The organism is Actinosynnema sp. NPDC037264, from assembly GCF_055603705.1.
The window spans coordinates 108,898-133,983 of the sequence record NZ_JBVJVK010000015.1 but is presented as its reverse complement, the minus strand read 5'-3'; the positions used below and the strand labels follow the sequence as shown (position 1 = coordinate 133,983).

Here is a 25,086-nt window from a genome sequence, read left to right as displayed (position 1 = left end):
CAGCCGCTGACTTCCCGGCCCTCAGCCAGTACCGCCCACCCCGCCGCGAACCACTTGGCCGCCAGCCGTCAGCCACCTGGCCGCCAGGGTCCAGCGCCGGCCACCAGCCACCCAGCCGCCCGATCCCCCAGCCTCCGGATCCCCAGCCTCCGGATCCCCGACCGCCCGACCGTGCGATCCCCTAGGCCTCCGTCAGCGGCGGCCGTGGGCGGCGACGATCTTCAGCACGGCGCGTTCCAGGGCGTAGCCCGAGTCGGCGGCGGCGCCCTTGACGTCGGCGTTCAGGTCCGCGACCACCGTCATCGCGGCTGCCAGCCCTCGGTCTTCCCAGCCACGCGACTGGCCTTGGGCCTTCTTCACCTTCCACGGCGGCATGCCGAGTTCGCCCGCCAGCTTGAACGGGTCGCCCCGGCCCACCGCGGACACCCGCGCGATCGTGCGCACCGCGTCGGCCAGGGCATCGGCGACCAAGACGTGCGGCACGCCGAGCTGGATCGCCCACCGCAACGCCTCCAGCGCACCGGCCCGATCACCCATCACGGCCTTCTCCGCGACCGCGAACCCGGTCACCTCGGCCCGCCCGCGGTGGTAGCGGCGGACCGCCTCGGCGTCCACCTTGCCGCCCGTGTCGGCGACGAGCTGCGACGCCGCCGCCGCCAACTCGCGCAGGTCCGACCCCACCGCCTCGATCAGCGCCGCCACGGCCTCCGGGTCGGCCTTGCCGCCGCCCGCCGCGCGGATCTCGTTGCGCACGAACGCTTCCCGGTCCGCCGCCTTGGTGATCTTGGGGCACTCGGTCACCCGGGCGCCTGCCTTGCGCAGCGCCGCGGGCAGGTCCTTGGCCGCCTTGCTGCGCCCGCCGCCACTGTGGACGACCACCACCGTCACCCCGTCCGCCGGGGCCTTGGCGTAGCCGATGACCGCGTCGGCGATCTCCTTGCCGCACTCCTGCGCGGCCTCCAGCGCGACCACCCGTCCCTCGGCGAACAGCGACGGGCTCACCAGTTCCGCCAGCTCAGGCGGGGTGAGATCGGTCACGCGGACGCGGGTCAGGTCGGCCTGCGGATCGGCTTTCCGCGCCGCGGCCAGCGCACCGCGCACCGCGCGCTCGACCAGCAACTCCTCCTCGCCGAGGATCAGGTGCACGGCGTCGGGCATGTCAGCGGGCGCACTCACGGGCGCGATCCTCCCACGGGTGGCAGACGTCCGGATGGTGGACGTCGCTGGCTGAGGGTCGGGATCGTGACGTAAGTTGAAGCCCACAACTGAATACCGCTCATCCAGAGGGGCAGAGGGATCGGCCCGAAGAAGCCCCGGCAACCCGTCGCACAGCGTCCGCTGGCGACCACGGTGCCAATTCCGACCCGCGGTGCGCGGGAAAGATGAGGAGATACCTCGCGATGACTGCTGTCAGTGTGCCCTCGGCCACCACCTCCTTCGACCTCGGTCCTGCCCGCGCGCTGTCGTGTCGCGAATGCGGCCACGAGACGCCGCTCGCCGCCGAATACGCCTGTCTGGAGTGTTTCGGGCCGCTGGAAGTGGCCTACGACTTCGGTCGGATCCGTCGCGAGGACATCGAGGCGGGCCCCCGGTCGATCTGGCGCTACCGCGGCCTGCTCCCCGTGCCGACCACCGTCGAGTCGCACCCCAACACCAACCCCGGCGGCACCCGCCTGATCGAGGCCGACCGCCTCGCCAAGGCCCTCGGCGTGCGCAAGGTGTGGGTGAAGGACGACACCGGCAACCCGACCCACTCGTTCAAGGACCGCGTGGTCGGCGTCGCCCTCGCCGCCGCCCGCGAACTGGGCTTCAAGGTCCTGGCCTGCCCGTCCACCGGCAACCTGGCCAACGCCGTCGCCGCCGCCGCGGCCCGCGCGGGCTGGGAGTCCGTGGTCCTGGTGCCCTCCACGCTGGAGCGGGCGAAGATCCTCATGACCGCCGTCTACGGCGGCAACCTGATCACCGTCGACGGCAACTACGACGACGTGAACCGGCTGGCGCAGGAACTGGCCGCCGAGCACGAGGACTGGGCGTTCGTCAACGTCAACGTCCGCCCCTACTACGCCGAGGGCTCCAAGACGCTCGGGTACGAGGTCGCCGAACAGCTCGGCTGGCGGCTGCCCGACCAGATCGTGGTGCCCATCGCGTCCGGCTCGCAGTTGACGAAGGTCGACAAGTCCTTCCGCGAGCTGGGCGACCTCGACCTGGTCGAGCAGACCCCGTACCGCGTGTTCGGCGCGCAGGCCACCGGCTGCTCCCCCGTCTCGGCCGCCTTCAAGGCGGGCCACGACGTGGTCAGCCCGGTCCGCCCGGACACCATCGCCAGGTCGCTGGCGATCGGCGCCCCCGCCGACGGCCCCTACGTGCTGGACGCCGTCCGCCGCACCAACGGCGCGATCGAGGACGTCACCGACGAGGAGGTCGTCGAGGGCATCCGCCTCCTGGCCCGGACCGAAGGCATCTTCGCCGAGACGGCCGGCGGCGTCACCGTCGCCACCGCGAAGAAGCTCATCGAGACCGGCCAACTGGACCCGGACGGCGAGACCGTGCTCCTGATCACCGGCGACGGCCTCAAGACCCTGGACGCCCTCGGCGACCGCGTCGGCCCCCGCGCCAACGTCCCGCCGTCGGCCGAGGCCGTCCTGAAGGCCCTTCAGGACTGACCCGTATCGCCCGTTCCCGCCTGGGGTCGGACCGCGGTTTCCGGTCCCAGGCGGTACGGCGACGGTCGGTCCGGGCGGTCGGTCCGGGGCGCGGTAGCTACGGCGGCGGTCGGCTCAGTGCCGGGCGGCTTCTCCGCTTCACCGTCGCCTTCCCGTTCGCGGTCGTGGTCACAAGGCGATCCTGGAGGAGCGCAGCCACCCGGTCCGGGGGAAGGCGGTCAGCTCGGGCAGGACGTGCGGGCCGACCGGTTCGGTGACCACGCGCCAGGCGGTGAGCATCTGCGGCCAGGGCCGTGTCGCCTTCTCCTGGTTGTAGCGCTCGGCGTGCCACTCCTCCGGCGGTATGGCGAGGTCGGCGTCGAACAGGCCGTCGGCGATCAGCCGGTAGGCGGTGTCCGCCGAGGGGACCTGCGCCAAGCGGATCACGCCGGTGGCCGTTGCCCTGGCGACGATTCCGCGTTCACCGCTGGGCAGCTCCTCGCACACGTAATACGTGAACGCGGGCCGGAGCTCGTCGCTCGGCCAGGGTTGGGCGGTGTAGCCGGGCTGCCACAGCGCCCACGCCAGCGCCCGGTTGCCGCCTTGCGGCGACCAGCCGGAGTGCAGTCGGATCCAGACGTCGTTCCTCATCGTTCTCCCCTTGTCCGTTGTCGGGTTGGCCGCCGCTCCTGCGGGCGACCTGCGGCCCGTCCGGGCCGGCCAGGACGGCGGTGTCGCCGTCCCGGTCCGTGCGCAGCACCAGCGCGCCTCGGCTCGTCAACGCGTCGACCACCACCCCGCTGGGGTGGCCGTAGCGGTTGCCCGCGCCGACGCTCACCAACGCGATCCGCGGCCGGACCGCCGCGAGGAACGCCGGTGACGAGTACCGCGACCCGTGGTGCGGCACCTTGAGCACGTCGGCCCGCAGGTCCACGTGCCCACCGAGCAGGTCCGCCTGCCCGGCCAGCTCGATGTCTCCGGTCAGCAACACCCGCCCGGCCGCGGTGGAGGCCCGCAGCACCAGCGACGCGTCGTTGACCGCCGTGTTCGTGTCCGTCCCGCGCACGGGGTCCGCGCGCGGGCCGAGCACGTCGAGCTCCAGACCCGGCCAGCTCAGCCGCTGCCCGGCGCCCAGCTCGACCAGGCGGACCCCGGCCGTCCGCGCCCGTTCCCTCACCTCCTCCCACGCCCACTCCGGTTCCCGCGACGGCCCCACCGCCACCGCGCCCACAACCCGCTCAGCCAGCACCGCGGCCAACCCGCCGACGTGGTCGGCGTGCAGGTGGCTGAGCACCACCAGCGGTATGCGCCGCACCCCGAGCCGACGCAGGCACGACAGCACCGGCACCGGGTCCGGCCCCGCGTCGACCAGCACCGCCCGGTCGCGCTCGGCGGTGGCGAGGACCACCGCGTCGCCCTGACCCACGTCACAGGCCACGACCGACCAGCCGGGCACCGGCCACCCCGGCGCGACCACGTTCAGCGGCACGACCACCACCACCGCGCCGACGACGGCCGCCACGACCAACGTCCGCACCCGGCGCAGCCTGGCGATCGCGTAGCCGAGCACCAGCACCCCGGCCAGCAGCAGCCCGCCGACCCAGCCACTGGGCCACCCGACCGCCGCGCCGGGCACGGCCGCCGCGTGCCGGCCGACCGTGATCAGCCAGCTCACCGCCGGACCGGCCACCTCGACGACCAGTCGTGCCGTCGGCTCGTGCACCTGCGCCAGCACGGCGGCCAGCACCCCGAGCACGGTGGCCGGGGCCACGACCGGCGCGGCCAGGAGGTTCGCCACCACCGCGACCAGGCTCACCTGGCCGGAGAGCCCGGCGACCAGCGGCGCGGTGGCCAGGTTCGCCGCCACCGGCACCGCCAACGCCTCGGCGAAACCCACCGGGACGCCGCGCTCCTTCATCGCGGCGGCCCACCTCGGCGCGAGCAGCACCAGCGCCGCTGTCGCCACCACCGACAGCCCGAACCCCGGCTCGGTGGCCAACTCCGGGTCGTAGAGCACCAGGACCACCACCGCGGCCGCGAGCGCTGGCAACGCCGACCGCTCCCGACCCAGCACCAGCGCGAGCAACGCCACCGCGCCCATCACGGCGGCCCGCAACACGCTCGGCTCCGGCCCGGCCAGCACCACGAACCCGACCAGCGCCGCCATCGCACCCGCCGCGCAACCACGCGGACCTACCCGCAGCAGCCTCAGCAGCAACAGGACCGCGCCGCAGAGGATCGCCAAGTTCGCACCCGTAAAGCTCCGTCGCCCAGATGCGTCGGAGTCCCACTTACGGGACGGCCCCACCGGGTGCGGGAACACCACGGCGGGGCCTGGACCCGGACTCTGCTGTGGAGGTCCGAGCCGTGCACGACATCCTGCCGTACCAGCGCCACCGGGCGGTGAGCCGGTGAGCATCGAGGCGATCAACTGGGCGCTGAACACCGCGCCGATCCCGACCGACCGCAAGGACGCCGCCGCGCTGGCGATCACGTTGATCGCGCTGGCGAACCACGCCGGCCCCGACGGGTCGGAGGCGTTCCCGTCGGTCGAGCGGATGCAGCGCTACACCCGGCTGTCCCGGCGCACCGTGCAGCGCGCGCTGCGCTCCCTGGAGGACCTGGGCCTGATCAAGCCGGGTAACACCCGCTACCGCGACGCCCGGATCGAGCGCGCCGACCTGCGCCCCCAGGTGTACGACCTGGTGCTGTCGGCCGGGTTGTCCACAGGCACGGGCACGGGGCGTCAGGACGACGCCCCGCTGACCTCGACGGGGCGTCAGCAGCGCACGAACGGGGCGTCAGCAGCGACCAAGCGGGGCGTCAGCATGACGCCCGAAACGTCCTTCAACCATCAGGGAAACCGTCCCGCGCCGAGCGCGCCCGGTGGGCGCTCGGCGGTCCCGGCGGAGTGCGGTGGTTGCGACGCCCGCCCCGGCGACCCGATCAGTGCCCGGGTGGTGTGGCTGGACGAGGACCGCACGCGGTCGACGCCGTGCCCGCGCTGCGCCCCGGCCCGGAGCGGGGGTGCCCGGTGATGCGCGCCCACCTGACCTACCGCGAGCCGCACGGCTGGACCTCGCCCGTCGACTGCCTGCCCTCCCGGGAGGCCGCCGAGTTCCTGCGCAACGCAACGAACGCACTGACCCCGTCCGCCGCCTCCCGGCGGACCTGGGAGATCACCGACTGCACCGACGAGGACTGCGAGGCCGCACGATGAGCGGACCGAAGCGCGCCGCGCACCTCACCCCGGCCGCCCGCCCGGACACCCCGGAGTGGGCCGACGAGACGATCCGCATGTCGGAGGGCCGCCTGGCGCACGTCGCCGAAGTCGGCCGCGTCCTGCTGCTGCCGGACGGGGCCGACCACCTGGTGGTGCGGGTGCTCCAGCGCCTGCACGCCGTCGTCGGCGAGGAGTCCCTGACCTACCTGCCCGGTGTCGCCGCCGTGGACGTGCGCCGCGTCGCCGACGGCACCAGCGACGACCCCGGCCTGATGACCTCCCAGCGCGCCGCCGAGCTGGCCGCGCTGCTCACCAGGGCCGCCGAGCTGGCCGCCCGGATCGGCGGTGGCCGGTGAACACGGACGCACTGCGCCTGGAGCGCACGGGCAAGGTGATCGCCGGGGCCACGTGGGTGATCGCGGGCGTCGTCATGGTCTACGGCGTGCTCACGGTGACGCCGTGGCTGATCTCGCAGGGCATCCCCGCCTTCTCCGCGTGGATGCTCCCGCCGGCCGTGGACGCGGCCCTGGTGCTGGCGCTGGTCGGTGACCGGGTGCTCGCCCAGCACGGCCGCTCCACCGGGTGGGGCATCGCGCTGCGGGCGGTCACCGGCCTGGTGACCCTGGGCCTGAACATCGCGCCCAGCGCCCTGAAGGGCGACGTGGTGGGGGTGGCGCTGCACGCGGTCGGCCCGGTGCTGCTGTGGGTCGCCACCGAGGCGGCCGGGGCGTACCAGCGGGCGTTCGCCGGGCTGGCGGCGGACCTGGCGCGCCAGGCCGGCGAGGAGGCCGGCGCACCTGGTGAGGCACCCGCCGACCCGGCGTCGCCGGCCCCCGTCCACCAGGTCGGCGACCTGGTGACCGCACCTGGTGAGCCCTCGGTTCGCCAGGTCGGCGAGAACCTGGCGAGCACGCCGCACCAGGCACCTGGTGAAGACGTCCACCAGCCTGGTGACCAGCCCAAACCGGCCCACCTGGTGGAGCCCGGCGACGACGCCCACCGGGTCGACCAGGAGCCCGTTCGCCAGGCTCACCAGGTGAGTGACGAGCCGGGTCGCCAGGTTGGCGAGGCTCCGGTGAGCGTGCCGCGCCAGGCCCCGCGCCGGCCGGCGGAGGTCGACCCGGCGGACCTGGTGGAGCGCGCCCGCGCCGTGCTGGCGACCGCCCGCCAGGAGGGCCGCCAGGTCGGCCGCACCCGCCTGGCGAAGGAGCTGGGGATCACCGAGCACCAGGCCCGCCGGGTGCTCGCCGACGCCAACCGGCCGCGCCTGGCGGCCGTCGCCGGGGAGGTGGCGAGCCGTGGCTGAACGTGCACACAAGCAGCGGGAGGAGCTGGACGAGATGGGCGAGCTGGTCGTGTTCCCCGGCGCGGCTGCTCCCGCGCCCGCCGACGAGCCGGGGCCGGTCACGCCGGCCCCGGCCGCCGGGCCGGTGCAGCCCGCCGAGCCCGTGCTGGACGGCGAGCTGATCACCGACGCCGAGTACCGGCAGTCCAAGGCGCGGCGGCTCGCCGAGTCCGCCGTGTCCAAGCTCCCCGCGAAGTGGCAGAGCCCGGAGACCGCGAAGCAGGCCGGGGCCGCACTGGCGGGCCGCGCCGCCCTCGCACCGGTCCGCTACCCGGCCGCCGTCGGCCGGGGCCTGGTCGTGTCCACCCGCGCCTGGTGGGCGTGGGTCCGCGTGGCCGACTTCTACGACGCCGCGAAGTCCAGCGACAGCCTCGCCTCGCGCTGGCAGGAGATCGCGGCGGTGCGCCGCCGCCGGGGCGTGATCACGCTGGTGGGGACCGGCGCGACCGGGCTGGGCGGCCTGGTGGTCGACCTGACCGCCGGTTCCCTGCCGCTGGTCGTGGCCGGTGGCGCGGTGTCCGTGGCGCTCGCCGTGGCCGGCCGCCGCAAGGACGGCTCCCCCGGCCGTCAGGCCGTGCTCGGCGGCGCGCGCACGCTGGCCATGCTGATGGACGGCGACAACCTGATCGAGGCGTTCCGCTCGGCCGGGATCGTCGGCAAGGGCGAGCCGATGTACTTCGTGGAGCGGCCCCGGCAGGACGACACCGGGTGGTCGCTGGTGCTGGACCTGCCGCCGTCGCGCAAGGCGTCCGACGTGATCGCCAAGCGCGAGGCCCTGGCGTCCGCGCTGGCGGTGGACGAGGTGCGGCTGATCGTGGAGCGCGTCCGGGGCGACCGGGGCCACGCCGGGCGGGTGGCGCTGTGGATCGGCAAGGGCGACCCGTACGCCGCCGACCCGGTGCCCAGCCCGCTCGCCACCGCCGCAAGCTGGGACCTGTGGCGGCCGGTGCCGTTCGGCACCACCGCACGGGGCGCGGCCGTGAGCCTGCCCGTGGTGTGGACCTCGCTGCTGATCGGCGCGATCCCCCGCCAGGGCAAGACGTTCGTCGCGCGCCTGCCGCTCACCGCCGCCGCCCTGGACCCGCACGTGCGGCTGATCGTCGCCGACGGCAAGGGAGGCAAGGACTTCCGCCCGTTCGAGCAGGTCGCGCACCGGTTCATCCGGGGCTCCCGGGAGTCCGACGCCCGCCGCCTGATCAGCGTGCTGGAGGAGTGCGCCGCCGACGTGGCCGACCGGTTCGACCGGCTGGCGGACATGGACGACGAGCTGTGCCCGGAGTCGAAGGTCACCCCGGAGATCACCCGCGACCCGGCGCACGGGATGCCGTTGACCGTGATCGGCATCGACGAGATCCAGAACTTCCTCGGCCTGGACGTGCCGTTGGACGAGGACGAGCCGAAGGGCAGGAAGGTCGGGCAGCGGATCTGCGAGTTGCTGACCTACATCGCCAAGACCGGCCCGGCCGCCGGCTACTCGCTGATCCTGGCCACGCAGAAGCCGGACGCGAAGGTCATCCCGGACGGGCTGCGCGGCCAGCTCGGCACCCGCTTCGCGCTGAAGGTCATGACCTACCAGGCGTCGGAGACCATCCTCGGCGCGGGCACGTACCGGGCGGGGATGGACGCGAGCAAGCTGCTCACCTCGCACAAGGGCGTGGGCTTGCTGCTCGGCGCGGACGGCGAGACGGAGCTGTCCGCCGGGGACGCGGTGACCGTGCGAACGCACCTGCTCCACATCGCCGCGATCCGCGCGGCGTGCGAGCGGGGCCGGGCGCTGCGCGAGCAGGCCGGGACGCTCACCGGGGACGCCGCCGGGCAGAACGACCTGGCCGCCTTGGATCCGACCGTGGCCGCCCGCCTGGCCGACGAGGTGACCGCCACCGCGACCGGGCCGGAGCCGATGGACGCCGAGCTGGTGCACGAGCTGCCCGAAGTCCTGGAGCTGCTGGCCGACGTGCTCGGCGATGAGGAGCACAGCGTGGTGCCCACGGGCGAGCTGGCGGAGCGGATCGGCTGGGACGTGAAGACGCTCGGCGAGGCGCTGCGCGCGGCGGGCGTGCCGAAGCTGGCGAAGCGGCGGATGCCCGGCTACGACAACGCGGTAGCGGTGGTCGACGTGGCCGCGATCCGGGCCGCGATCGGCGGCTGATGGGGCCGGAACGAGGGTCGAAACGGGTCGGCACACCCGTTCCGACCACCGGCGCCACTGTTCCAACCCCGCACAACCACCCCACAAGCCCGTGAGCTGCACGGACGGACCTGTTCCAAGGTCACCGCGGACTCACCGCGGATCGCCCTCACAGACGTTCTGAGGCCCGTTTCCGGGCCTTGTTCCAACCCCCTCGGCACAGCGCCGGGGGTCGGCACACCAGGGAGGACACCATGCCCACCGTCACCCACACCCGCGAGTTCCGGCCCGGCCGCTGGCTGGCCCTGGCCGCCGCCGCGTGCGTCGTCGCGTACCTGTTCGGGTTGGTCAGCGCGACGCCCGATGGCACCGCGACCGCTCCGCCGTCGGCGGTGTGCACGAGCTGACCTTGCACGACCACGAGGCCGCCCCGGACACGTCGCCGGGGCGGCCTCGTCCTGTTGAAGATCAGGTGCCAACATCAGGAAGTACTGGCCTCTTGTGCTGGTCGCTACTTGCCGTATCGATTTGGACGAGGCGATGCCAGGTTCCCTCTCGCCCCTCGATTGGGCCGTGCTCTTCGGAGGGCTGCCAGTTCTTCGGCCAAGACGAACGAGCAGGCACCGGATGAACGACTACAGACGTGTCGAACACGATACCCTTACCGAGAGTCACTTCGTCGAATTTCGCACTTCTGTCAAATGTTACTCGATCGAACTTGGCATAGCCCAAAAACTTCGCCTCACGGAACCAGGCATCGCCCTCGAACCTCACCGTGTCAAACTTGACAGTTTCCTTGAAGGTGGTCGCACCGAACATAGCAACATGACCAAACCTCGTCTTTTTGAATCCGACCACACTGAACACTGCATCTGCGAACCCGGCGATTTTGATGAACGTCGCCTCCCTGAATGAGGTAAGGCCGCTGAACACCGCTTCGTCGAACAAGGCGGTCTCCTCGAAAACGACCTTTTTGAAACTGGCGTTTCCCCAGAATGACGCCATATCGAACCGGGCTCGCCGGATCTTGCAGTCGGCGAGGTCGAAGTCGATGAGGGTGGCACCGGTGAGGTCGAGGTCAGTGTCTTTCCAGAAGGTCGCAGCTATGCGGCCAGGATCGTCGCCAGGACGCAGATGGGCGGCAAGAACACGTTGAGCGGTAAGCCGAACCTCACGTTCTTGTATCCGCTCGTCGTAGCGGGCGCGCGTCTGCTCGTCGGCGTCCTCAGCGGGAGGATCACCGGGCAGCGTGTACGGCATCCGCAAGTACGCGCATAGCACGTTGACCACGGTCTGCCGCTGATGCGGATTGTCCTGAGCCAGCCGCTCCAGGGCGTAGAGCCCGGCCAGCCGGACCGGGGCTTTCTCGGACCCAAGCTGCTCGCTGGCCTTGGTGTACAGCTCCGTGATGCGTTGAGCCTCGGCGTGCACACGCGCGTCAGCGGCAACCCGCTCGGAGTGCAGCCGGTTGGTCTCGGCGACCTGCTCGGCGTGGGCCTGCACCCGGTCGCGCTGAGCCAGTTCGGCGTGCCGGGCGTCCAGCTCAAGCTCCTGTGTGCGCTGCCGGCGTGCGGCGAGGTACAGCGCGAACAGCCCGCCGCCGCCCACGACGATCGACGCGGCGAGCTTCAGCGCGTCGAGCTGCGCGGTCGCCCGCTTGTCCGGGTCGACCAAAGCGAGGCCGTCGATCCAGCGCCAGAGCACCACCAACGCGGCCACTGTGACGGCCGATACCAGCAGTGCGACCAGCGGGACCGGCCACCGCCGTAGCCGGGGACGGGGCTTCGCGTTCTTGGGGGCGGGCGGGGTGGGGCGGGGTAACAGGGCGGAGGGCTCGTCGGTCACGTCGGCATCATCGCGATGTCGTGGCTCGTCGTTCCACCCGCCCCGTTGTCGTGCGGCCCGTCGTGTCGGAGGGTGCGCGTACCCTCCCTCCACCAATGACGCGCCGGGTCGACTCGGCGAGGCAAGGGGGCAGGGTGGACTTCGGAGATGTTCCCGCGTGGGTCGCGGCCGTCGTGGCGCTCGGTTCGATGGCGGTCGCGGTAGTCGCGGCCGTGTTCGCCAGTCGGCAGGTCGCAGCGGCGAGAACACAGGCCGCCGCGGCGCTCCAGCAGGCCGACGAGGCGAGAAAGGCCCGCGAGGCCGCAGAGGCGGGCGTCGAGCAAGCACGGCGAAGCGCGGCGGCAGCCGAACAGCAGGTGGCGATCATGCGTGAGCAGATCGCGGAACAGCGCGAGGAAAAGGACCGCCCCCAGTTCAAGATCGTGGGACCTGGGCAGTTCACAGGACAGACAACGGTCCGTCTCGACGTGGCGATGGTATCGGGGGCCGACCTGAGTTCCCTCACCATCAACGTCGAAGGCAAGGACGTCGCCGGAGTCGCCGGAGCACCTGACTCGAAAATCCGTGGCGGCCGGAGCATCATCCGCTCCGGCCTCACGGCCGGTGGCTCTGTCGTCGTGTGGGTCGACCTCACAGGGAAGCTGCCTTCCACGACCCTGCTGGTGCAGCTCACCTGCGAAGCGCCGGAGGGCCGTAGGTGGATACTCCCTCCGGTGGAGGTGCAGCTGATACACCCGGCAATCGGCGGGCAGTGAATATCAAGGACGCCTAGGTAGACGCGATCTCCCGGCTTGCTGCCTTACCCTGCTGTCCGGCTCGAAGACGCGCCGAGCCGACTCGGCGAGACAAGGGGGCAGGGGTGGAGGTCGGAGACGCGGCGGCCTGGTTCGCCGTCGCGGTGGCGCTGATCGCAGCGTTCATCGCGCTGGGCAACGCCAACTCGGCGAAACGACAGGCCAGCGCAGCCGAGGACAACGTTCAGGAGGCGAAGCGAAGCGCGCAAGCCTCCGAGGTGCAAGCCGAAGCAGCCAAAGCCCAGGTAGAGCTGATGCGGGAGCAGATCGCCCTCGCTCAAGCCGAACGAGTCGAACACGATCGCCTCGATCAGCGTGAAGCTCTCGTAGCACTGATCAACGCCGCCCGGACGTGGATCGGTGCCGCCGAGACCGCCGCTTTGATCTTCAGCATCCTTCCCACATCCGAGGCCGTGAAGATGGACGGTGTGCAGGCTCATGGCCCGGCCTCCGCAGCGTTGGACCAGGCGCTGGTTCAAGCCAGTGTCGCCGTAACAGATCCGGAGCTGGCGAGGCTCGTCGCCAACATGACGCACTACAAGGGGCTCATGACTAGCCGATTCGACGCATTCCACGTGAGCGTCAGGACTGCGGACGGTAAGGCTCCCGTGGACGTGCTCAACAAGGCCCTCGCAGTCCCGAGAGTCGTGGCGAACGAGCTGGACGAGCTGGAGAAGCTTGCAGTCCGGCGGTTCGCCACCGAGCAGCCTTAGCACGTGGTTGCCCCGCACTGCCGCGTATAGCGGCACCATGCGGTGCGCGGCGGGCCTTGGACCAGGTGGGGTTATCGCAGTCCGGCCCCCCGGCCCCGGGCCAGCCGGGGCGCGAGCCTGGAGGACGGGGGCGGCAGGATCAGCAGCTCCTGCACGACCTCGGCGAGCGAGCCGGTGAACTCCCACGTGATGCGTGTGTCGCGGTCCAGGCGCACCCCGAGCGCGTCGTCCTCGGTCCTGAACCTGATCCCGTCGCGCCAGCCCTCCGGCCACACGCGCACGCCGTCGATCTCGTCGCGGCCGGGCTGGATCGGCAGGAACCGCCAGGCGGCCTCGCGCAGGTAGAGCAGGTGCCGCAAAGCCGGGTAACGCCGGACGATCTCCGCCTCGGGGCGGCCGGGAATGATCAAGCCGCTGCTCACGCCGCCGTACCGTCCCCAGTTGGGCCGACCGTGACGGCCGGGTCGGGGTCACCGGCCGTCACGGTCGGAGTCGGGTAGCGCGGCAGCGTGTCCGCGCCGCAGCGCTCGCGCAGCTCCGCGACGGTCGTGCGGGGTTCGAGGACGGCGCGCACGCGGGCGACCTGGCGGCGGCGCAGGACTTCGCGGCGGACGTGGAGCGCGCACCAGGCGACCGCGAGCAGGGCCACTGCACCGAGAAGGACGAGGACGACGACCATGCAGGGACGCTAGAACGCCCCGGTAGTCGGGCGTTCACAATCTGTGAACTCACACGCCGAGCCGGTTCTTCAACGACTTCAGCTCCCACGCCCGGACCTTCGCGCGGTGGTCCAACTCGACCAGCAGCTCCCGTGCCACCGGGTCGTGCCGGATGCGCTGCGGGGCGACCCGGTCGGCTGTATCCAGGTGCCGCAGCGCCTGCGCGTCCCGTCCGCCGTCCGCCTGCGCGTAGGCCCGCGCGAGGTCGAAGTGCAGCGCCGCGCGGCGGTCGGCGGCAGTCAGCGCCTCGTCGTAGCCGGGGGTGGCCTCGATCCGCTCGGCCTCCGCCGGTCCATCGCCGGACTCGACCGCGACCGACAGCGCCCACGCGCGCACGTTCGCGGGGCCGAACGAGAACCACAGCGTGTTCCGCTCCCCCGTGCGCTCCGCCAGCTCGGCGGCTTTCGCGAGATGTGCCGCCGCGTCCTGCGCGCAGCCGGACTTCGCCGACATCTGCGCCGCGGCCAAGTGCAGCATCCCCGCGGCTTCCGCCGTAGCGGTGTCCGGCGCGGTCGGGTCGGCCACGTCCACCAGGTGCTCCAGCGCGGTCCCGGCGACGCGTTCGGCGCGGTGCCGCGCGCCCAGCCTGCTCAACGCGCCCGTGCTCGTCATGGCGGTGAACCCGGCCAGCGCCGGGTCCTCCAGCCGTCGGGCGGCTTCCTGGCCGCGCGCGGCTGCGGTGACCGCTAGGTCCTGGTTGCCGAGGCTGCGGGCGACGCCGCAGGCCACGACGCACGCCTCCACGAGCGCGGCGAGCGCGGTCCGGCGGGTGGCGCCGGTCCCGGTGACGGCGTGGACGTGCAGGTCGACGAGCAGCGTGCCGAGATCGCGCCCGGCCGCGCCGTAACGGGAGTGCGCGGAGTGCTCGTTGGCGCGGGCCGCCCGCTTCACCAGCTCGTGCAGCGGCCGGGCGGACACGTCGGGCACATCGTCCAACGTCGCGTCGAACAGGGCGACGGAGATCCCGGGCAGGGTGGCGAGCGCTTCGGCGCTGGCCCGGTCGCCGGGCAGGTAGGGCTGGCCGGTGAGGTCGGCGACGGAGCAGCCGAGAGCGTGGGCGATGTCCTCCAACAGGCCGCGCCGCTCGAACCGGCGCTGGCCGTTCTCCAGCATCGACAAGTACGCCTTGCCGATCCCGGCCAGCCCGGCGGCGACGTCGAGGGACAGGCCGCGTCGGCGGCGGATCGTGCGCACCCGCGCGCCGATCTCCGACGGGGTCGGCTCCGGCCTCGTGGTGTCTGCGGCGTCCATGTGTACCTCCCGGCTACTTCGAGAGTAGCCGGGGCAGGTCGGCGCATCATTCGCATGACGGCCTGCTTGGATGGGCGGATGCCGTTAGCTGAGCAGTTGTCGTCGACGGAGCCCTGGTACGCGTCGGGCACGTTCTGGGCGGTCGCCGCAGTAGTGGTCGCGGTGGTCGCGATCGTGGTAGGAGCATGGGCGGCGTTCAGCTCCGCCCGGCCGCAACGGGCGCTGTACATCACGATGGACCAGGCAGTGCCCCTGCTACGCGCAGCGCGAGGTCTGGATGGCCGCGAACTCGCCGTGTCACTTGAGGGGCAGACGCTGACCGCGCCTTACCTGGTGACGGTGGACATCCTCAGTGACAGTCCGCTCGACATCGCGCCATCGGCATTCAGCGGCGCGCCATTAGAACTGGAATTCGGCGTGCCGATCCTAGCGCTGCTGGATAAGACCTCAGACCCCGGGCGTGCCGGAGTGCGCGAACCCGTGGTGGAGGTGCGCGAGACTGCGCTGCACGTGGGTCCGGCGCTACTGACTCGGCAACACCGGTTGCGTTACACCGTGCTGCTTGATGGCAAGCCGCAGTTTCGACCGGTGGCGGACTTGGTTGACGTTCCGATCCGCGAACGGTCAAACGCGATAGCCCAACCGTCGAAGTGGATCAGCGTCATGCAGATAGTGATGCCCATGATCCTGGGGGGCGTGGTAGCAATCGGCTTCTGGCTGGTGCCGTCCTCACGGACGCTCATTCTGGCCAGTGGGTTCGGGGGAATCCTACCCGTAACCATCTTGGCCTTGCGACGGTCACTCAGGGCGGAGTCGTACCTCCGACACCTCCTGCAAGGCACTGAACCAAGTCGTTCAAGTTCCCGATAACTTGCTGGCTGGGACCAGCGCAGTGTTGCTGCCCGTCGGAGTTCCGGACCACGGGGTAAAGCGCCTACCTCTCCAGCTCCCGCCGAACCACCGCGTCGCACGCGGGACAGCGCGTGGCCGGGTCCTGGTCCGGCCAGAATTCGTCCACCTTCGGCGCGTGCCCGGCACCCGCCCGCCCCGCGCGGAGCGGGCCGGTGCCGTTGGTCAGTCGCGCGAGGCCGCCTTGCGGCAGTCGGCGCAGTGCAGGAAGGCCGGGCCGCACGAGCGGCGGTTGTCCTGCGGCAGGAACCGGCGGCCCGGCCACAGCGGGTGCACGGGCAGCCCGTCGTTGTCGACGACGTGAGCGCCGACGTAGCCGACGATCCGGTCGCGCCGGTCGGTGATCACTTCGTGGCCCACTGGCCACATGCGGGGCGGATGGGGCATGGCTTCTCCTTCGGTTCCGGAGGCCGTTCACGTGGTCTCCAGCCCTTAACCGGGAGATCCGCCGGGTTTTACAGCATGAGGAACGCAAGCAGTCGTGGTGACCCCTGTCACAGCCCAATGTCGGCCATCGGGTTGTCGCGCCACCGGTCCACGGACCGGATGTACTCGTTCACCACGTCGGACTTCCACCGCCCCTGCCGCTTGATCGCGGACACGGGCGCACCGGCCTTGTAGGCGGCCGTCGCGCCACCGGCCCGCAGGCTGTGCGCGGTGTACTTCTCGGCGTCGGGCAGCCCGGCCCGGACGGCGAGCCGCCGCACGATGCGGCTGACGCTGTCGGTGGACAGCCGGCCGGTGCCGATACGGCCGTGCCGGTCGACCGACCGCAGCAGCGGCCCGGTGGTGATCCCGTTCTCCGCCAGCACCGCGAGCCACGCCCGCAGCAGCCGCACCGGGTCGGACTGCGGGTGCGAGCCGCGCGGCACGGGCACGACCTCGCCCATCGCGTCCTGGTCGGTCTTGCTCATCCGCACCAGGATCTCCAGGCCGTTGTCCGTCTCGGTGACGTCCTCGATCCGCAGCGCCGACAGCTCCGAGCGGCGCGACATCATCACCAGGCCCAGCACCAACAGCAGCCGGTCCCTCTTGCCCGTGGCGCTGTCCGGGTCGGTGGCGTCGATCAGCTTCCGCAGCACCTCGACCGTGACCGGCGGGGCCTGCCGCGTGCGCTGCCCGGCCTCGGCGCGCTCGCGGCGCAGCGACCGCAGCACCAGCAGCGCGCCCTTGGTGTTCGGCTTGGGCAGCTCGGCGGCGTCGTGCCGCACGGCCACGGCCGCCATCGCCTGCTGGCACGTGGACGGCCCCTTGCCCGCGTCGGCCAGGTGCCCGACGAACTCCGCCAACGTCTCGGCGGTCGCGGGCAGCGCCGCGCGCCCCTGCGACGCGCACCAGTCGGCGAACGCGGCCCACTGCCGGGCGTACGCCTTGACGGTGTTCGCGGCGACGCCGGCGGCGATCCGCCTACGGGTGGCGTCGGACATGACCGTGTCGGCGTCCGTGTGGACCGGGACGCGGTCCCCGGACGGGACGAGGGCGGCGGTGTCGGGCATGTCGAAAGCCCCATTCTGGAGTCGGATAAGCAAAGTTATCAGACCTCAGCTCATCAGGGGTGATCCGTTCACGAGACGATGGGGAACATGACCGCGAACGAGGAGCAGCGCCTGCCCCGCCGCAAAGCCACCCGCGACATGATGGAAGCGGACACCTATGCGGACGCATTGGTGAACACCTTCCGCGACACCCCGCACGAGCGCGAGGCGGCGCGGTTGGCGCAGTTGGTCGCCGACTCCGCCGTGGACGCCTCACGCCTCCAGCGCGGAGCCGACCGGGACCCACGCGCCGCCGAAGGCGCGGAAGCCGCCAGGGCGCAGGCGAAAGCCGAGCGACAGCGCGCGGAGGAAGCCGTGCAGCGGTGGTTCGACGAGGACAACCGGGCACGCGGCGGCTGACCGGACACATTCCTCCGCGTTCAGGTCAGCCCGAGACAGCTCCGGTGATACAGCGTCACCGAGCCGAACCGCACCACATCCGCCTCCCGCGACGGCTTGCCGCACACCGTGCACGCCGCCGGGACCACGTCGCCGTCCGAGGTCATCACGTGCACGGTGTCCGCGTCCAGCGCCTCGGAGAACACCGCCTCCGCCGACTCCCGCACCTCCCGCGCCGCCGCCAGCTCGGCGCGCGTCAACCGGGCGCGGCCCGGCCGCCGCCCCGACGGGCCGCTGGCGCGCAACGCCACGACCTTGAACTCCAGCGGGCTCGGTGGGCCGCCCTTCGTTGACAGCAAGCGCGCGAACGTGTTCGCGCCGTGCAACACCGGCCCGTACTCGAACAGGTCCAGGTCGTCGATGTGCCGCGTCCCGCCGACCTGTCGCGTCCTCACCGGGTTGTACCCGATCGAGTAGGCAGCCTCCGGCCCGAAGAACTTGGTGTCCACGAACGACTTCCGGCCGTCCTCGGTGTCCAGGTTCGCCTGGTAGCGAGCCCACACCGCGCCCGCGCCCTTCGGCCACGGACGGCCGTCGTGCGTCGTCCCGGGCAGGCGGGGATCACCGGGCATCAGCTCCCTGATCGCCAGGGTCTTGCCCACGGGACGGTTCCAGTCGTGGGACAGCACGACCTTCGGCCTGCGGTCCTTGAGCGTGCGTGTGAACGCGCCGGGCTCGATCACGTCGCCCACATCGTCACGGACGCCGGTCACCGCGACCAGCGCCTCCACGACGCCAGCCGACGGCTCGGCTTCGGCACGGCGGAGCGGGGCGGCGCGACGCGCTTCGACCTTCAAGCTCATGGGCTGATGATCGCCCGGACGGCGTCCGCGGTTCGGCCGCCGCGCCGTGGTTCAGGACGTCTGGCCCGCAGCAGGAGGATCGACAGCAGGGCCAGAGGTTGCCGTGTTCTCGATGCTCAGCGTCGGCGTGGGCTTGATCGTCAGTCCCCTGCGCTGTCCATTGGACAGCGCAGCAGCACGTGCCGACTTCGCCAGCTTGGCGGCCTGGCTCTCAGCCTCTGCGGCTCGCAGGGCCGCTTCCTCCTGCTCCACGCGGAGGTTCACTTCCTCGTCCTCCAAGGACGGGTCCCAGATGATGTCAGGTTGGATGACCTTGACTTCGCCGACCGTCTCCCCATAGGGGAAAGCCAGGTCGCGGGACATGAAGTAGTCGGCCTTCCGCCGCACAGCCGTCGCCAGGTGGGAGGCATCCGGCCCTCGCAGGTTGTACCGATCTCCCAGTTCGCGGGCTTCGCGAACGACGAACAGGTCCAGCTCGACCCACTCGACGAGATCGGTCAGATACTGGTCGATCACCCCGTCACGCTCAGCCGGGACCACGTCCCCACGGTGGCCAATCACCTCAGCGAAGAGCAGTGTGGAGGCGATCAACTTGATGTCTCCCCGCTGCGCAGCGAGGAGCACTTTGAGCGACGCCGGCCACAAGCCCCGCTCGCGCTTGATCACGTTGTAGAACAGCGGCGCATCGGCGTAGACCCTCGGCGGGATGCGTCTAGTCACGGCGGAGCAGTTCGATGTACTCGCTGGTCGTCAGCTCGCCCGTAGCATCGGGCGCTGCTCCCAGGATGTCCCAAGCCGTCAACGAATGGTTCCTTTCGGGAAGAACGTGCAGCTCGGTCAGTTCCAGCCGAACCGGTTGCCCCAGGCTGTTGCGCGTCAGTTCGCCACCCGCCATGACGCGCTTGCCCCATGCGGTGCGAAGGATGTCGCGGTGTCCGGCGCTGCCACGGACAACCACGGCACGGCGCGTGCCTTCTAGAATGATCTGCGCGCGGGGGTGGTTCTCGTTACGGGATACCAGCACCTCCACCCGGCCGGTCACGCTGCCATACGCCTTATGTGCGGGGTGCACGGCCTGCCGTGCCTTCTCCACAGTCTGGGTGTCGATGACGGCGTTGGTACGCGCGGTGCTCAACTGGGTCAGCTTGATGTCGCGCAGGTGCTCCTTGGCCATGTGACGGCCGACGTTCTGCACGCGCTCCACGGTCCGTGCGCTGAATAGCGGGGGAATCGCGGGCTCTTGATGCAACTCGCCGATACCGGAGACCAAGCCGTTGCTCGCCAGGGCCATCGTGTTGAGCGGACGGCGGATCGGCGCGGTCACCGGAGCCAACACGACGCGAAGTGACTTGCTGCCGCTGACCTGGTGGATAGCCCAGTCGAGGCGCGGAGTCCGCCCAGGGAGGGCTAGACGGTCCACCTCGGCGAGGGCGAGACGGACCTCGTTCAGGATCGCCGTGTAGCCGGCCACGCTGAGGTTCGAGTCGGAGTTGAGCAGGACCTCCACGGCACTGTCATCCGCCTGCGTCACGGCTCACTCCTCTCGCTACTCGTTGCCGTCATCCTGACAGCCGACTCACCCATCGGTCTGTAGCGCTTCACGGTGAAGTCGCCCGAACCAGTGGCGTGGCCACGTGGTTTCCATGTCTCCAGGCAAGGCCGAAGTGTTACCGGAACTCTTCACAAGCCGAATCTTCGCAGCTCAACGCACGTAGCGCACCCGCTACCAGCAGGTCCGCGCCCCGACGCCGCCGCACGTCGCGGCGCGCGGCCCTGTCCATGCCGATCGCGGCCAGCTCCGCCAGCTCGTCATCGGTGCACGACGGGCGGGCCAGCAGCTCGCCCACGCGGTCCCTGCGGCGCTTCACGACGCCGCCACCAGCAAAGACAGCGTGTACGCCCCGAAATCGTCGGCGCCGGTCACCGGAAGCCCGTCGGCCAGCAGCTCGGCCGCCAGGCGCTCGCGGCGGCGGCGCGTACGGGCGGTGAATGAGCGCAGCGACGGCCCGGCGGAGACGCGCAGGCGCACGTCCAGGGCGACGGCGGCCCGGTCGTCCAGGCCCGCGCGCAGCGCCTTCGCCAACCGCCAGCACGTGCCCGTGCTCGGCCTCTGGCGGCCCTGCTCCAGGCGCTTCACCGTGCACAGCGACACCCCGGCCCGCTCCGCCAGCCCGGCCTGGCTCAACCCGGCCGCGTGCCGCTCGGCACGCAGCAGCAGCCCGAACGAGCCGCGCAGCCGATCCCGTTCCCCACCGGTCACCACCCCCCGGCGCAGAGGCGCAGCCGCCCCCACCGGAGGCGCACCGCGTGCGCGCGTCACGCTCCCGAACGTCGTCATGCGGCCAGGGTGCGCCGGCGGGGTGCCCGGTTCGTCAAAGGCACGCCGCCGCGAGCGCGGGCAAGTTCCCGGGCCGATGTCAGAGGGCCTGTGTCTCACGCGCCCAGGGCGGAAGCGGGCGCGCGGCGGGCCGGGAGGGCACCGCGGGCTCCCCTCCGTGGACCACGACTCCAGGTCTGCCGCTACCCACCCCGCGCCGAGGAAACGATCAAGCATCGCCGCAGGCCAGGGGGTGGGCAGATTTGCAAGGACCCCACACATGAGATGAGAGAGAGATCATTAATAGAGGCTGCCGGACGGGCTGGGGCGTATACCCACCCCTTGGAGTTCTGCCCACCCCCTGAACAGCGCGAAGCCCGCCACCCTGGGTGGATGGCGGGCGTCTGCGCAGGTCCGGCTACTCGGCGACGGTGGTGGGCGCGAGGAGTACCCGTCGGACGTCCTCGGCGTAGTCGGGGGCGAGCCGCCAGGAGTTCGACTCGAACTCGTGCTCGTTCTGACCGCCTACGGCCTCCACCACGCCGTCCTCCACGATGGCGAACTCCTCCAGCACGCGCCGCACCACGCGCCGGTCCAGGCCGATCTCCCGGGCGAGCGGCGCGAGCTGCGTGCTTCCCGCCCGACCCTTGTCGGCCTCGTCCCACTCGACGGCGGCCAGGCCCGCGAGGACCCGCCGGCGCTTGGCAGGCATGGAGTCCAGAGCCGCGCGGCGCGCCAGCGCGGTCACCTCGTCCTCGGTGAACCCCAGGGCGGTGAGGCCACGGGCGAGGCCGACGAGCTGCTTGAGCAGCCGGCCCGCGCCTTCCACCGACGCCTCGCCGTTGATCTCCATCTGGCCGACGGAGGAGCGGGGGACGCTGGCCCGCCCGAGTCGGGCGACTTGGTCGGCGTCCTCGATCGCGTCCAGCACCCGGTCGGACAGCTCGACCTTGCGGTACGCGGCCTGGCCGGACAGCACGAACCGGGCGGCGAGCTGTTCGGCCTCGGCCCGCGCGCCGTTGTTGCGTTCGCGGGCCTTGCGGGCCGCCGCGCGCTGGTCGGCGCGGCTGGCGTCCGGCACGCGGACGTACAGAAAGCGTTCCCCGAGGGACTGGTGGAACGCGAGCCTCCGGTCGATCTCGCCCGTGACCGCGCTGACGATCGTCAGCCGGCCCTCCCAGCGGAGCTGACCGGGCGCGTTGCCTCCCGGTGCCTGTACATCGCGGGTCACCTCGCCGTCGAACACGCGGCGCAGCAGCGCGAACACCTCGTCACGTCCTCCCCGCTGCTCGCCGGCGAGCAGCGTGCTGAAGTCGCCGAAGGTGACCACGCCCCGCTCCACCCGGGCCAGCAGTCCGACGGGCTTGGGCGTTTTGCCCTTGCCCCACGTCAGCAGGCCACCGGGGGTGATCTCGTCCAGTGACTCGACCTGCACCCCCTTGAGCAGCTTGACCGCCTCCGTCTTGCCGGAACTGGAGGCCCCGACGATCTGCACCCAGACAGGCTCCTGGTCGTCGTCGTCCACGGCGGTGACGGCGGCCCCCAGCGCGACCCAGAACGGCGCGAAGTCGTTGACGTGCATCCACTTCCGCACGGCCGCGACCAGGTCGCGCCGCAGTTCCGCCGGGTTGCCGAGCTGCGCCACGGGCACCAGCGGCCCGGCCTGGTCGACGGGCGGGGCGGGCGCGGTGGCCGCGTCGGCGACCGGCGCGGCGGGGGGCGGTGTCTCGGTGTCCTCCGAGTCCAGACCGAACAGCTCCCGCGCCTCCTCCAGGCTGACGCCGCAGACCTCCGCGTACGCCCGGACCTGGGCGGGGGTGACGCGTCCGCCGTTCGGGTTCTCGCGGTCCGGCGGCGGCCACGGGCTGCGCGGGACCCGCATTCCAGCCTCCAGGCCGGACCGGATCGACGCGGCGGCCCTGCCGTCGGGGTGGTTGCCCTGTCGGGCCGCGTCGGTGAGAGCGGCCTCGGCGTCGGTCTCGGTGAGCGCGCCTACGGCGACGAGCTGCCCGAGCACGAACGCGGCCTTGTTGATCAGGGTGTTCTGCTCACCGTCGGCGGCGTTCACGATCGCGCCGCACTCGGCCTCCACGACCTTGCGTACGTAGGCGGCGATCCGGTCGCCGTCGGCCGTACCGGGCAGCGGGGTCACGCTCGCCCCACCGGCCTGCGGCGGGGTGATGTGCCGCTGTGGCGGGGCGTCCAGCAGGTCCAGCAGCCAGTCCGGCACCTCCGCCGGCGGCGCGTCCACGGCCAGCGCGTACTCGCCCTTCGCGGATACCGACGGCGGGGCGACGACCTGCCCGCCCACACCGCGCGTGTCCAGCCCCGGCCCGAGCTTCCCGGCGCTGTTGCGCCACTCGCGGCCGTCGCGCCGGGCGCGCTTGGGCCAGGTGAACAGGTGGTGGCTGCCGCCGCTGCCGGTGATGGCGGTGCGCGTGGTGGGTAGCGGCCCGTGGGCCTTCTCCAGCGCGGCCAGCGTGACGTCCCCACCGTTGTCCGGGTCGACGTCGAGCACGAACAGGTCCGACTCCGGCCCGGTCGCGATGCCGACGTTGTCCGCAGGGTGAGCTGCCCACCACGCTGCGATCTGGCGGGGGTCGGTGGTCGCGGCCAGGGTCCACTTCCACGGCCGGGGGTGCTTGCCCTGAGACGTGCAGCTCACCCACGCACCAGCCTTGCGGTCCAGCCGCTTGCCCTTGTTCGGGCCGGTCGCCTCGGTGCACGAGCACGTGCCGTCGGCGCGGACGTGGTGCAGGGGCACCACGCGCCAGCCGCGCGCCGCGTACTCCAGGGCCGCCGTCCTCGGGTGGCTGCCGGGGGTCACGGAAGGCTCCATGACGGCGCTCATCGCGCACCGCCCACAGTGGAGTCGAGCAGGGTGATGCGGTCGACGGAACAGACTCGTTCGCGCTGGTCAGAGGGTTGCGGTACCATCGTGGGTGCCGTCCTTCGGGTCGCGGACCCGCCCCCGCGCCGTTTCGCGAGCCGTGTAGGCCCGGCTAAACTCGACGTAGGGCCGGTTCCTGTCAGAGGGTTCTCGGTCCAGGCCCCGCTCCTCCCGGTGTTGGCGCACCGGGACCCCAGGAGCGGGGTTGCTGCTGTCAGGGCCGGGGTCGGCCCCGGTAGGTCACGCTGCCGCGTGCCGGGCACGCGCCAGGTCGGCCATGTGCTGGCTGACTGCCTGCCGGTACTGCTCGGCCGTCATGCGGCCATCCGGGTCCAGTCGCCTCCGCAGCGCCGCCCGCATCGCGTTGACGGCGTTGACGCTCTCGGCGCGACGCTGTTCCGGCGTGCGACGGCTCCACCGCGCGAGCGCTGCCGCACGGTGCCTTTCGGAGGGCTTCCGCTCGACCATTTTTCCTCCCAGGTGGCCGGTCGTTGTACGCCGCCGAAGGTAGCGCTATGCGGGTGCACTATGCAAGCGGTGCACCGCCTCTGACCTGGGGTTTCCTTCCCGAGTTAACTCGGCGCGTCAAATGCCGGAGGAGAGACTAGTCGAGTTAACTCGGTACGGCCGACGCCATATCCTGGGCTTATCCGGAAAAGGGGAGACAAGCCGGATTAACTCGGTTCGTCAAAGGGTGCGAGAAGTGACCCCGGCTTGTGACCGGGGCCACTCTCATCAGCCGCGCCGCCGCAGTCGGGACCGCCCCAACGGAGCTGCCGGGGCCGGCGGCGGCGGGCCGTCCAACGTCGCCAGCTCGCGCAGCAGCTCCGCCCGCCGGGCCGCCGTCGCGGCGTCCTCCAGCAGACCGGCCCGCCGCTCCTCGGCCTCCCGGTCGGCCACGGCCGCCCGCTCCGACTCCGTCGGCGTCGACAGCGCGAGCGACTTCACCGCCTCGTACAGGTCCTCATCGGTCGGCACCACGCCGAGCTGCGTGAGCACGCCGGACCGCTGGAGCCGGTCGCGAACGGCCAGGACGGTGACCCTCACCCGCTGTCCATTGTCGGAGCCGGTCAGCCGGCACAGGTCGTCGGCCGTGATCGGCGCGTACCAACTGCTGATCAGCCTGGCCAGCGTCGCCGACAGCGGCACGGCCTGCGGCTGTCCGCCGACCCGCACCAGCGCCGCGCGACGGCGGGCGTCGGCCTCCACCCCACCCAGCTCCGGGAGCGGCATGGTCGAGAACCCAGGGGCGCTCACGCCGCCACCTCCGGGCTGCTCGCGGCGACGACGACGGGCGCGAGGACCGCGCGCAGCTTGGCGCGCTGCTCCGGGCTCAACGGCGGGGCACCTGCGGCGGCGGCACGCACGCGCGCCAGGTACGCCTCGCCCCGCCAGTCGGCGCGGGCGGCGAGGGTGTCGGGGTGGTCTTCTCCCCGGTGGCGGACGGTGTTCGCCAGGCGGGCCTGCGCGCTGCGGGCCTCCGGCGAGCTGATTCGTACGTGACGGGCCACGGTGGGGCCTCCAGGGGGCGTGCGACGACGCCACCCGGAAGGGCGCGGAGTCCCGTGGGGCG

General features: G+C 71.9%; 28 protein-coding genes, 1 pseudogene and 1 riboswitch. Of the genes and pseudogenes, 11 read left to right on the top strand and 18 right to left on the bottom strand.

Annotated features, from left to right (window positions below; all coding sequences use genetic code 11):
- Nucleotides 1–192 precede the first annotated feature (192 nt).
- Nucleotides 193–1,176, bottom strand: a complete 984-nt coding sequence (holA, locus tag ACZ7GX_RS19175; protein WP_498778383.1) for a DNA polymerase III subunit delta — start codon at nucleotides 1,174–1,176, stop codon at nucleotides 193–195.
- Nucleotides 1,177–1,273: 97 nt separating this feature from the next.
- Nucleotides 1,274–1,389: riboswitch (SAM riboswitch) on the top strand.
- Between the two features lie 11 nt (nucleotides 1,390–1,400).
- Between holA and thrC the strand changes: the two genes are divergently transcribed.
- Nucleotides 1,401–2,663 (top strand): threonine synthase, encoded by a 1,263-nt coding sequence (gene thrC / locus ACZ7GX_RS19170; RefSeq protein WP_498778382.1) that lies wholly within the window; start codon nucleotides 1,401–1,403, stop codon nucleotides 2,661–2,663.
- A gap of 168 nt (nucleotides 2,664–2,831) precedes the next feature.
- Here thrC and ACZ7GX_RS19165 read toward each other — a convergent pair whose 3' ends face one another.
- Nucleotides 2,832–3,089, bottom strand: coding sequence for a hypothetical protein (locus ACZ7GX_RS19165; protein WP_498778381.1), 258 nt, complete (start codon nucleotides 3,087–3,089; stop codon nucleotides 2,832–2,834).
- Between the two features lie 34 nt (nucleotides 3,090–3,123).
- Nucleotides 3,124–4,899, bottom strand: a pseudogene (locus tag ACZ7GX_RS19160) (ComEC/Rec2 family competence protein); the annotation flags it as partial.
- Between the two features lie 154 nt (nucleotides 4,900–5,053).
- On the opposite strand from ACZ7GX_RS19160, the gene ACZ7GX_RS19155 reads away from it, so the two are divergent.
- The 6 genes from ACZ7GX_RS19155 to ACZ7GX_RS19130 all read left to right on the top strand — a co-directional run bounded on the left by ACZ7GX_RS19155 (nucleotide 5,054) and on the right by ACZ7GX_RS19130 (nucleotide 9,745).
- On the top strand, nucleotides 5,054–5,680 hold the full coding sequence (locus ACZ7GX_RS19155; protein ID WP_498778380.1) for a helix-turn-helix domain-containing protein: 627 nt from the start codon (nucleotides 5,054–5,056) through the stop codon (nucleotides 5,678–5,680).
- The gene (locus tag ACZ7GX_RS19150; protein WP_330876184.1) at nucleotides 5,680–5,862 is read left to right on the top strand and encodes a hypothetical protein; all 183 of its coding nucleotides are present in this window, start codon (nucleotides 5,680–5,682) and stop codon (nucleotides 5,860–5,862) included. The genes ACZ7GX_RS19155 and ACZ7GX_RS19150 overlap by 1 nt, the downstream gene beginning before the upstream one ends.
- Nucleotides 5,859–6,221, top strand: coding sequence for a hypothetical protein (locus ACZ7GX_RS19145; protein ID WP_498778379.1), 363 nt, complete (start codon nucleotides 5,859–5,861; stop codon nucleotides 6,219–6,221). The genes ACZ7GX_RS19150 and ACZ7GX_RS19145 overlap by 4 nt, the downstream gene beginning before the upstream one ends.
- Complete coding sequence (locus ACZ7GX_RS19140; RefSeq protein WP_498778378.1) at nucleotides 6,218–7,171, top strand: hypothetical protein; 954 nt, start codon at nucleotides 6,218–6,220, stop codon at nucleotides 7,169–7,171. Before ACZ7GX_RS19145 ends, ACZ7GX_RS19140 begins: the two co-directional genes overlap by 4 nt.
- A complete protein-coding gene (locus tag ACZ7GX_RS19135) occupies nucleotides 7,164–9,359 on the top strand; it encodes a cell division protein FtsK (protein ID WP_498778377.1) in 2,196 nt (731 codons plus the stop codon). Before ACZ7GX_RS19140 ends, ACZ7GX_RS19135 begins: the two co-directional genes overlap by 8 nt.
- A 233-nt stretch (nucleotides 9,360–9,592) precedes the next feature.
- Nucleotides 9,593–9,745, top strand: a complete 153-nt coding sequence (locus tag ACZ7GX_RS19130; RefSeq protein ID WP_498778376.1) for a hypothetical protein — start codon at nucleotides 9,593–9,595, stop codon at nucleotides 9,743–9,745.
- 61 nt (nucleotides 9,746–9,806) lie between these two features.
- Here ACZ7GX_RS19130 and ACZ7GX_RS19125 read toward each other — a convergent pair whose 3' ends face one another.
- Entirely contained in the window at nucleotides 9,807–11,183 is a 1,377-nt protein-coding gene (locus ACZ7GX_RS19125; RefSeq protein WP_498778375.1) for a pentapeptide repeat-containing protein, read from the bottom strand.
- A 134-nt stretch (nucleotides 11,184–11,317) separates the two neighbouring features.
- On the opposite strand from ACZ7GX_RS19125, the gene ACZ7GX_RS19120 reads away from it, so the two are divergent.
- Both ACZ7GX_RS19120 and ACZ7GX_RS19115 read left to right on the top strand, forming a co-directional pair.
- Nucleotides 11,318–11,938 (top strand): hypothetical protein, encoded by a 621-nt coding sequence (locus ACZ7GX_RS19120; RefSeq protein ID WP_498778374.1) that lies wholly within the window; start codon nucleotides 11,318–11,320, stop codon nucleotides 11,936–11,938.
- A gap of 104 nt (nucleotides 11,939–12,042) precedes the next feature.
- The gene (locus ACZ7GX_RS19115; RefSeq protein ID WP_498778373.1) at nucleotides 12,043–12,690 is read left to right on the top strand and encodes a hypothetical protein; all 648 of its coding nucleotides are present in this window, start codon (nucleotides 12,043–12,045) and stop codon (nucleotides 12,688–12,690) included.
- A 71-nt stretch (nucleotides 12,691–12,761) separates the two neighbouring features.
- Here ACZ7GX_RS19115 and ACZ7GX_RS19110 read toward each other — a convergent pair whose 3' ends face one another.
- Genes ACZ7GX_RS19110 through ACZ7GX_RS19100 form a run of 3 tightly spaced genes read right to left on the bottom strand, consistent with a single transcriptional unit; the run spans nucleotide 12,762 to nucleotide 14,660 of the window.
- Nucleotides 12,762–13,112, bottom strand: a complete 351-nt coding sequence (locus ACZ7GX_RS19110; RefSeq protein WP_498778372.1) for a hypothetical protein — start codon at nucleotides 13,110–13,112, stop codon at nucleotides 12,762–12,764.
- The gene (locus ACZ7GX_RS19105) at nucleotides 13,109–13,369 is read right to left on the bottom strand and encodes a hypothetical protein (protein WP_498778371.1); all 261 of its coding nucleotides are present in this window, start codon (nucleotides 13,367–13,369) and stop codon (nucleotides 13,109–13,111) included. The genes ACZ7GX_RS19110 and ACZ7GX_RS19105 overlap by 4 nt, the downstream gene beginning before the upstream one ends.
- Before the next feature lie 49 nt (nucleotides 13,370–13,418).
- On the bottom strand, nucleotides 13,419–14,660 hold the full coding sequence (locus ACZ7GX_RS19100; RefSeq protein ID WP_498778370.1) for a helix-turn-helix domain-containing protein: 1,242 nt from the start codon (nucleotides 14,658–14,660) through the stop codon (nucleotides 13,419–13,421).
- 78 nt (nucleotides 14,661–14,738) lie between these two features.
- On the opposite strand from ACZ7GX_RS19100, the gene ACZ7GX_RS19095 reads away from it, so the two are divergent.
- Nucleotides 14,739–15,530 (top strand): hypothetical protein, encoded by a 792-nt coding sequence (locus ACZ7GX_RS19095; protein ID WP_498778369.1) that lies wholly within the window; start codon nucleotides 14,739–14,741, stop codon nucleotides 15,528–15,530.
- 204 nt (nucleotides 15,531–15,734) lie between these two features.
- On the opposite strand, the gene ACZ7GX_RS19090 is transcribed toward ACZ7GX_RS19095, so the two are convergent.
- Both ACZ7GX_RS19090 and ACZ7GX_RS19085 read right to left on the bottom strand, forming a co-directional pair.
- Nucleotides 15,735–15,956, bottom strand: a complete 222-nt coding sequence (locus tag ACZ7GX_RS19090) for a hypothetical protein (protein WP_498778368.1) — start codon at nucleotides 15,954–15,956, stop codon at nucleotides 15,735–15,737.
- A 107-nt stretch (nucleotides 15,957–16,063) separates the two neighbouring features.
- On the bottom strand, nucleotides 16,064–17,065 hold the full coding sequence (locus ACZ7GX_RS19085) for a site-specific integrase (protein ID WP_498778367.1): 1,002 nt from the start codon (nucleotides 17,063–17,065) through the stop codon (nucleotides 16,064–16,066).
- Between the two features lie 87 nt (nucleotides 17,066–17,152).
- Here ACZ7GX_RS19085 and ACZ7GX_RS19080 point away from each other — a divergent pair, with 87 nt between their 5' ends.
- Nucleotides 17,153–17,464, top strand: a complete 312-nt coding sequence (locus tag ACZ7GX_RS19080; protein ID WP_498778366.1) for a hypothetical protein — start codon at nucleotides 17,153–17,155, stop codon at nucleotides 17,462–17,464.
- Between the two features lie 20 nt (nucleotides 17,465–17,484).
- Here the strand turns inward: ACZ7GX_RS19080 and ACZ7GX_RS19075 are convergent, their stop codons facing one another.
- The 9 genes from ACZ7GX_RS19075 to ACZ7GX_RS19035 all read right to left on the bottom strand — a co-directional run bounded on the left by ACZ7GX_RS19075 (nucleotide 17,485) and on the right by ACZ7GX_RS19035 (nucleotide 25,024).
- Nucleotides 17,485–18,306 carry an HK97 family phage prohead protease gene (locus tag ACZ7GX_RS19075; RefSeq protein ID WP_498778365.1) on the bottom strand — a complete coding sequence of 274 codons (822 nt, stop codon included), beginning with the start codon at nucleotides 18,304–18,306 and terminating at the stop codon, nucleotides 17,485–17,487.
- 51 nt (nucleotides 18,307–18,357) lie between these two features.
- Nucleotides 18,358–19,026: a type II toxin-antitoxin system VapC family toxin gene (locus tag ACZ7GX_RS19070; RefSeq protein WP_498778364.1), complete on the bottom strand. Its 669-nt coding sequence runs from the start codon at nucleotides 19,024–19,026 to the stop codon at nucleotides 18,358–18,360.
- Entirely contained in the window at nucleotides 19,019–19,837 is an 819-nt protein-coding gene (locus ACZ7GX_RS19065; protein WP_498778363.1) for a hypothetical protein, read from the bottom strand. The genes ACZ7GX_RS19070 and ACZ7GX_RS19065 overlap by 8 nt, the downstream gene beginning before the upstream one ends.
- Nucleotides 19,838–19,973: 136 nt before the next feature.
- Entirely contained in the window at nucleotides 19,974–20,174 is a 201-nt protein-coding gene (locus ACZ7GX_RS19060; protein WP_498778362.1) for a hypothetical protein, read from the bottom strand.
- On the bottom strand, nucleotides 20,171–20,644 hold the full coding sequence (locus ACZ7GX_RS19055; protein WP_498778361.1) for a helix-turn-helix domain-containing protein: 474 nt from the start codon (nucleotides 20,642–20,644) through the stop codon (nucleotides 20,171–20,173). The genes ACZ7GX_RS19060 and ACZ7GX_RS19055 overlap by 4 nt, the downstream gene beginning before the upstream one ends.
- Before the next feature lie 397 nt (nucleotides 20,645–21,041).
- Nucleotides 21,042–23,462, bottom strand: coding sequence for a bifunctional DNA primase/polymerase (locus ACZ7GX_RS19050; RefSeq protein ID WP_498778360.1), 2,421 nt, complete (start codon nucleotides 23,460–23,462; stop codon nucleotides 21,042–21,044).
- 291 nt (nucleotides 23,463–23,753) lie between these two features.
- Nucleotides 23,754–23,981, bottom strand: coding sequence for a hypothetical protein (locus ACZ7GX_RS19045; RefSeq protein ID WP_498778359.1), 228 nt, complete (start codon nucleotides 23,979–23,981; stop codon nucleotides 23,754–23,756).
- A 267-nt stretch (nucleotides 23,982–24,248) separates the two neighbouring features.
- Nucleotides 24,249–24,770 carry a hypothetical protein gene (locus ACZ7GX_RS19040; RefSeq protein WP_498778358.1) on the bottom strand — a complete coding sequence of 174 codons (522 nt, stop codon included), beginning with the start codon at nucleotides 24,768–24,770 and terminating at the stop codon, nucleotides 24,249–24,251.
- The gene (locus tag ACZ7GX_RS19035) at nucleotides 24,767–25,024 is read right to left on the bottom strand and encodes a hypothetical protein (protein WP_498778357.1); all 258 of its coding nucleotides are present in this window, start codon (nucleotides 25,022–25,024) and stop codon (nucleotides 24,767–24,769) included. Before ACZ7GX_RS19035 ends, ACZ7GX_RS19040 begins: the two co-directional genes overlap by 4 nt.
- Nucleotides 25,025–25,086 lie beyond the last annotated feature (62 nt).

What these genes read in the sequence shown, in the direction of transcription:
- thrC (WP_498778382.1), top strand. Translation starts at nt 1,401, where the DNA reads ATGACTGCTGTCAGTGTGCCCTCGGCCACCACCTCCTTCGACCTCGGT.
- ACZ7GX_RS19150 (WP_330876184.1), top strand. Translation starts at nt 5,680, where the DNA reads ATGCGCGCCCACCTGACCTACCGCGAGCCGCACGGCTGGACCTCGCCC.
- ACZ7GX_RS19145 (WP_498778379.1), top strand. Translation starts at nt 5,859, where the DNA reads ATGAGCGGACCGAAGCGCGCCGCGCACCTCACCCCGGCCGCCCGCCCG.
- ACZ7GX_RS19130 (WP_498778376.1), top strand. Translation starts at nt 9,593, where the DNA reads ATGCCCACCGTCACCCACACCCGCGAGTTCCGGCCCGGCCGCTGGCTG.
- ACZ7GX_RS19105 (WP_498778371.1), bottom strand. Translation starts at nt 13,369, where the DNA reads ATGGTCGTCGTCCTCGTCCTTCTCGGTGCAGTGGCCCTGCTCGCGGTC.
- ACZ7GX_RS19100 (WP_498778370.1), bottom strand. Translation starts at nt 14,660, where the DNA reads ATGGACGCCGCAGACACCACGAGGCCGGAGCCGACCCCGTCGGAGATC.
- ACZ7GX_RS19095 (WP_498778369.1), top strand. Translation starts at nt 14,739, where the DNA reads ATGCCGTTAGCTGAGCAGTTGTCGTCGACGGAGCCCTGGTACGCGTCG.
- ACZ7GX_RS19090 (WP_498778368.1), bottom strand. Translation starts at nt 15,956, where the DNA reads ATGCCCCATCCGCCCCGCATGTGGCCAGTGGGCCACGAAGTGATCACC.
- ACZ7GX_RS19085 (WP_498778367.1), bottom strand. Translation starts at nt 17,065, where the DNA reads ATGCCCGACACCGCCGCCCTCGTCCCGTCCGGGGACCGCGTCCCGGTC.
- ACZ7GX_RS19080 (WP_498778366.1), top strand. Translation starts at nt 17,153, where the DNA reads ATGACCGCGAACGAGGAGCAGCGCCTGCCCCGCCGCAAAGCCACCCGC.
- ACZ7GX_RS19075 (WP_498778365.1), bottom strand. Translation starts at nt 18,306, where the DNA reads ATGAGCTTGAAGGTCGAAGCGCGTCGCGCCGCCCCGCTCCGCCGTGCC.
- ACZ7GX_RS19055 (WP_498778361.1), bottom strand. Translation starts at nt 20,644, where the DNA reads ATGACGACGTTCGGGAGCGTGACGCGCGCACGCGGTGCGCCTCCGGTG.
- ACZ7GX_RS19050 (WP_498778360.1), bottom strand. Translation starts at nt 23,462, where the DNA reads ATGGAGCCTTCCGTGACCCCCGGCAGCCACCCGAGGACGGCGGCCCTG.
- ACZ7GX_RS19045 (WP_498778359.1), bottom strand. Translation starts at nt 23,981, where the DNA reads ATGGTCGAGCGGAAGCCCTCCGAAAGGCACCGTGCGGCAGCGCTCGCG.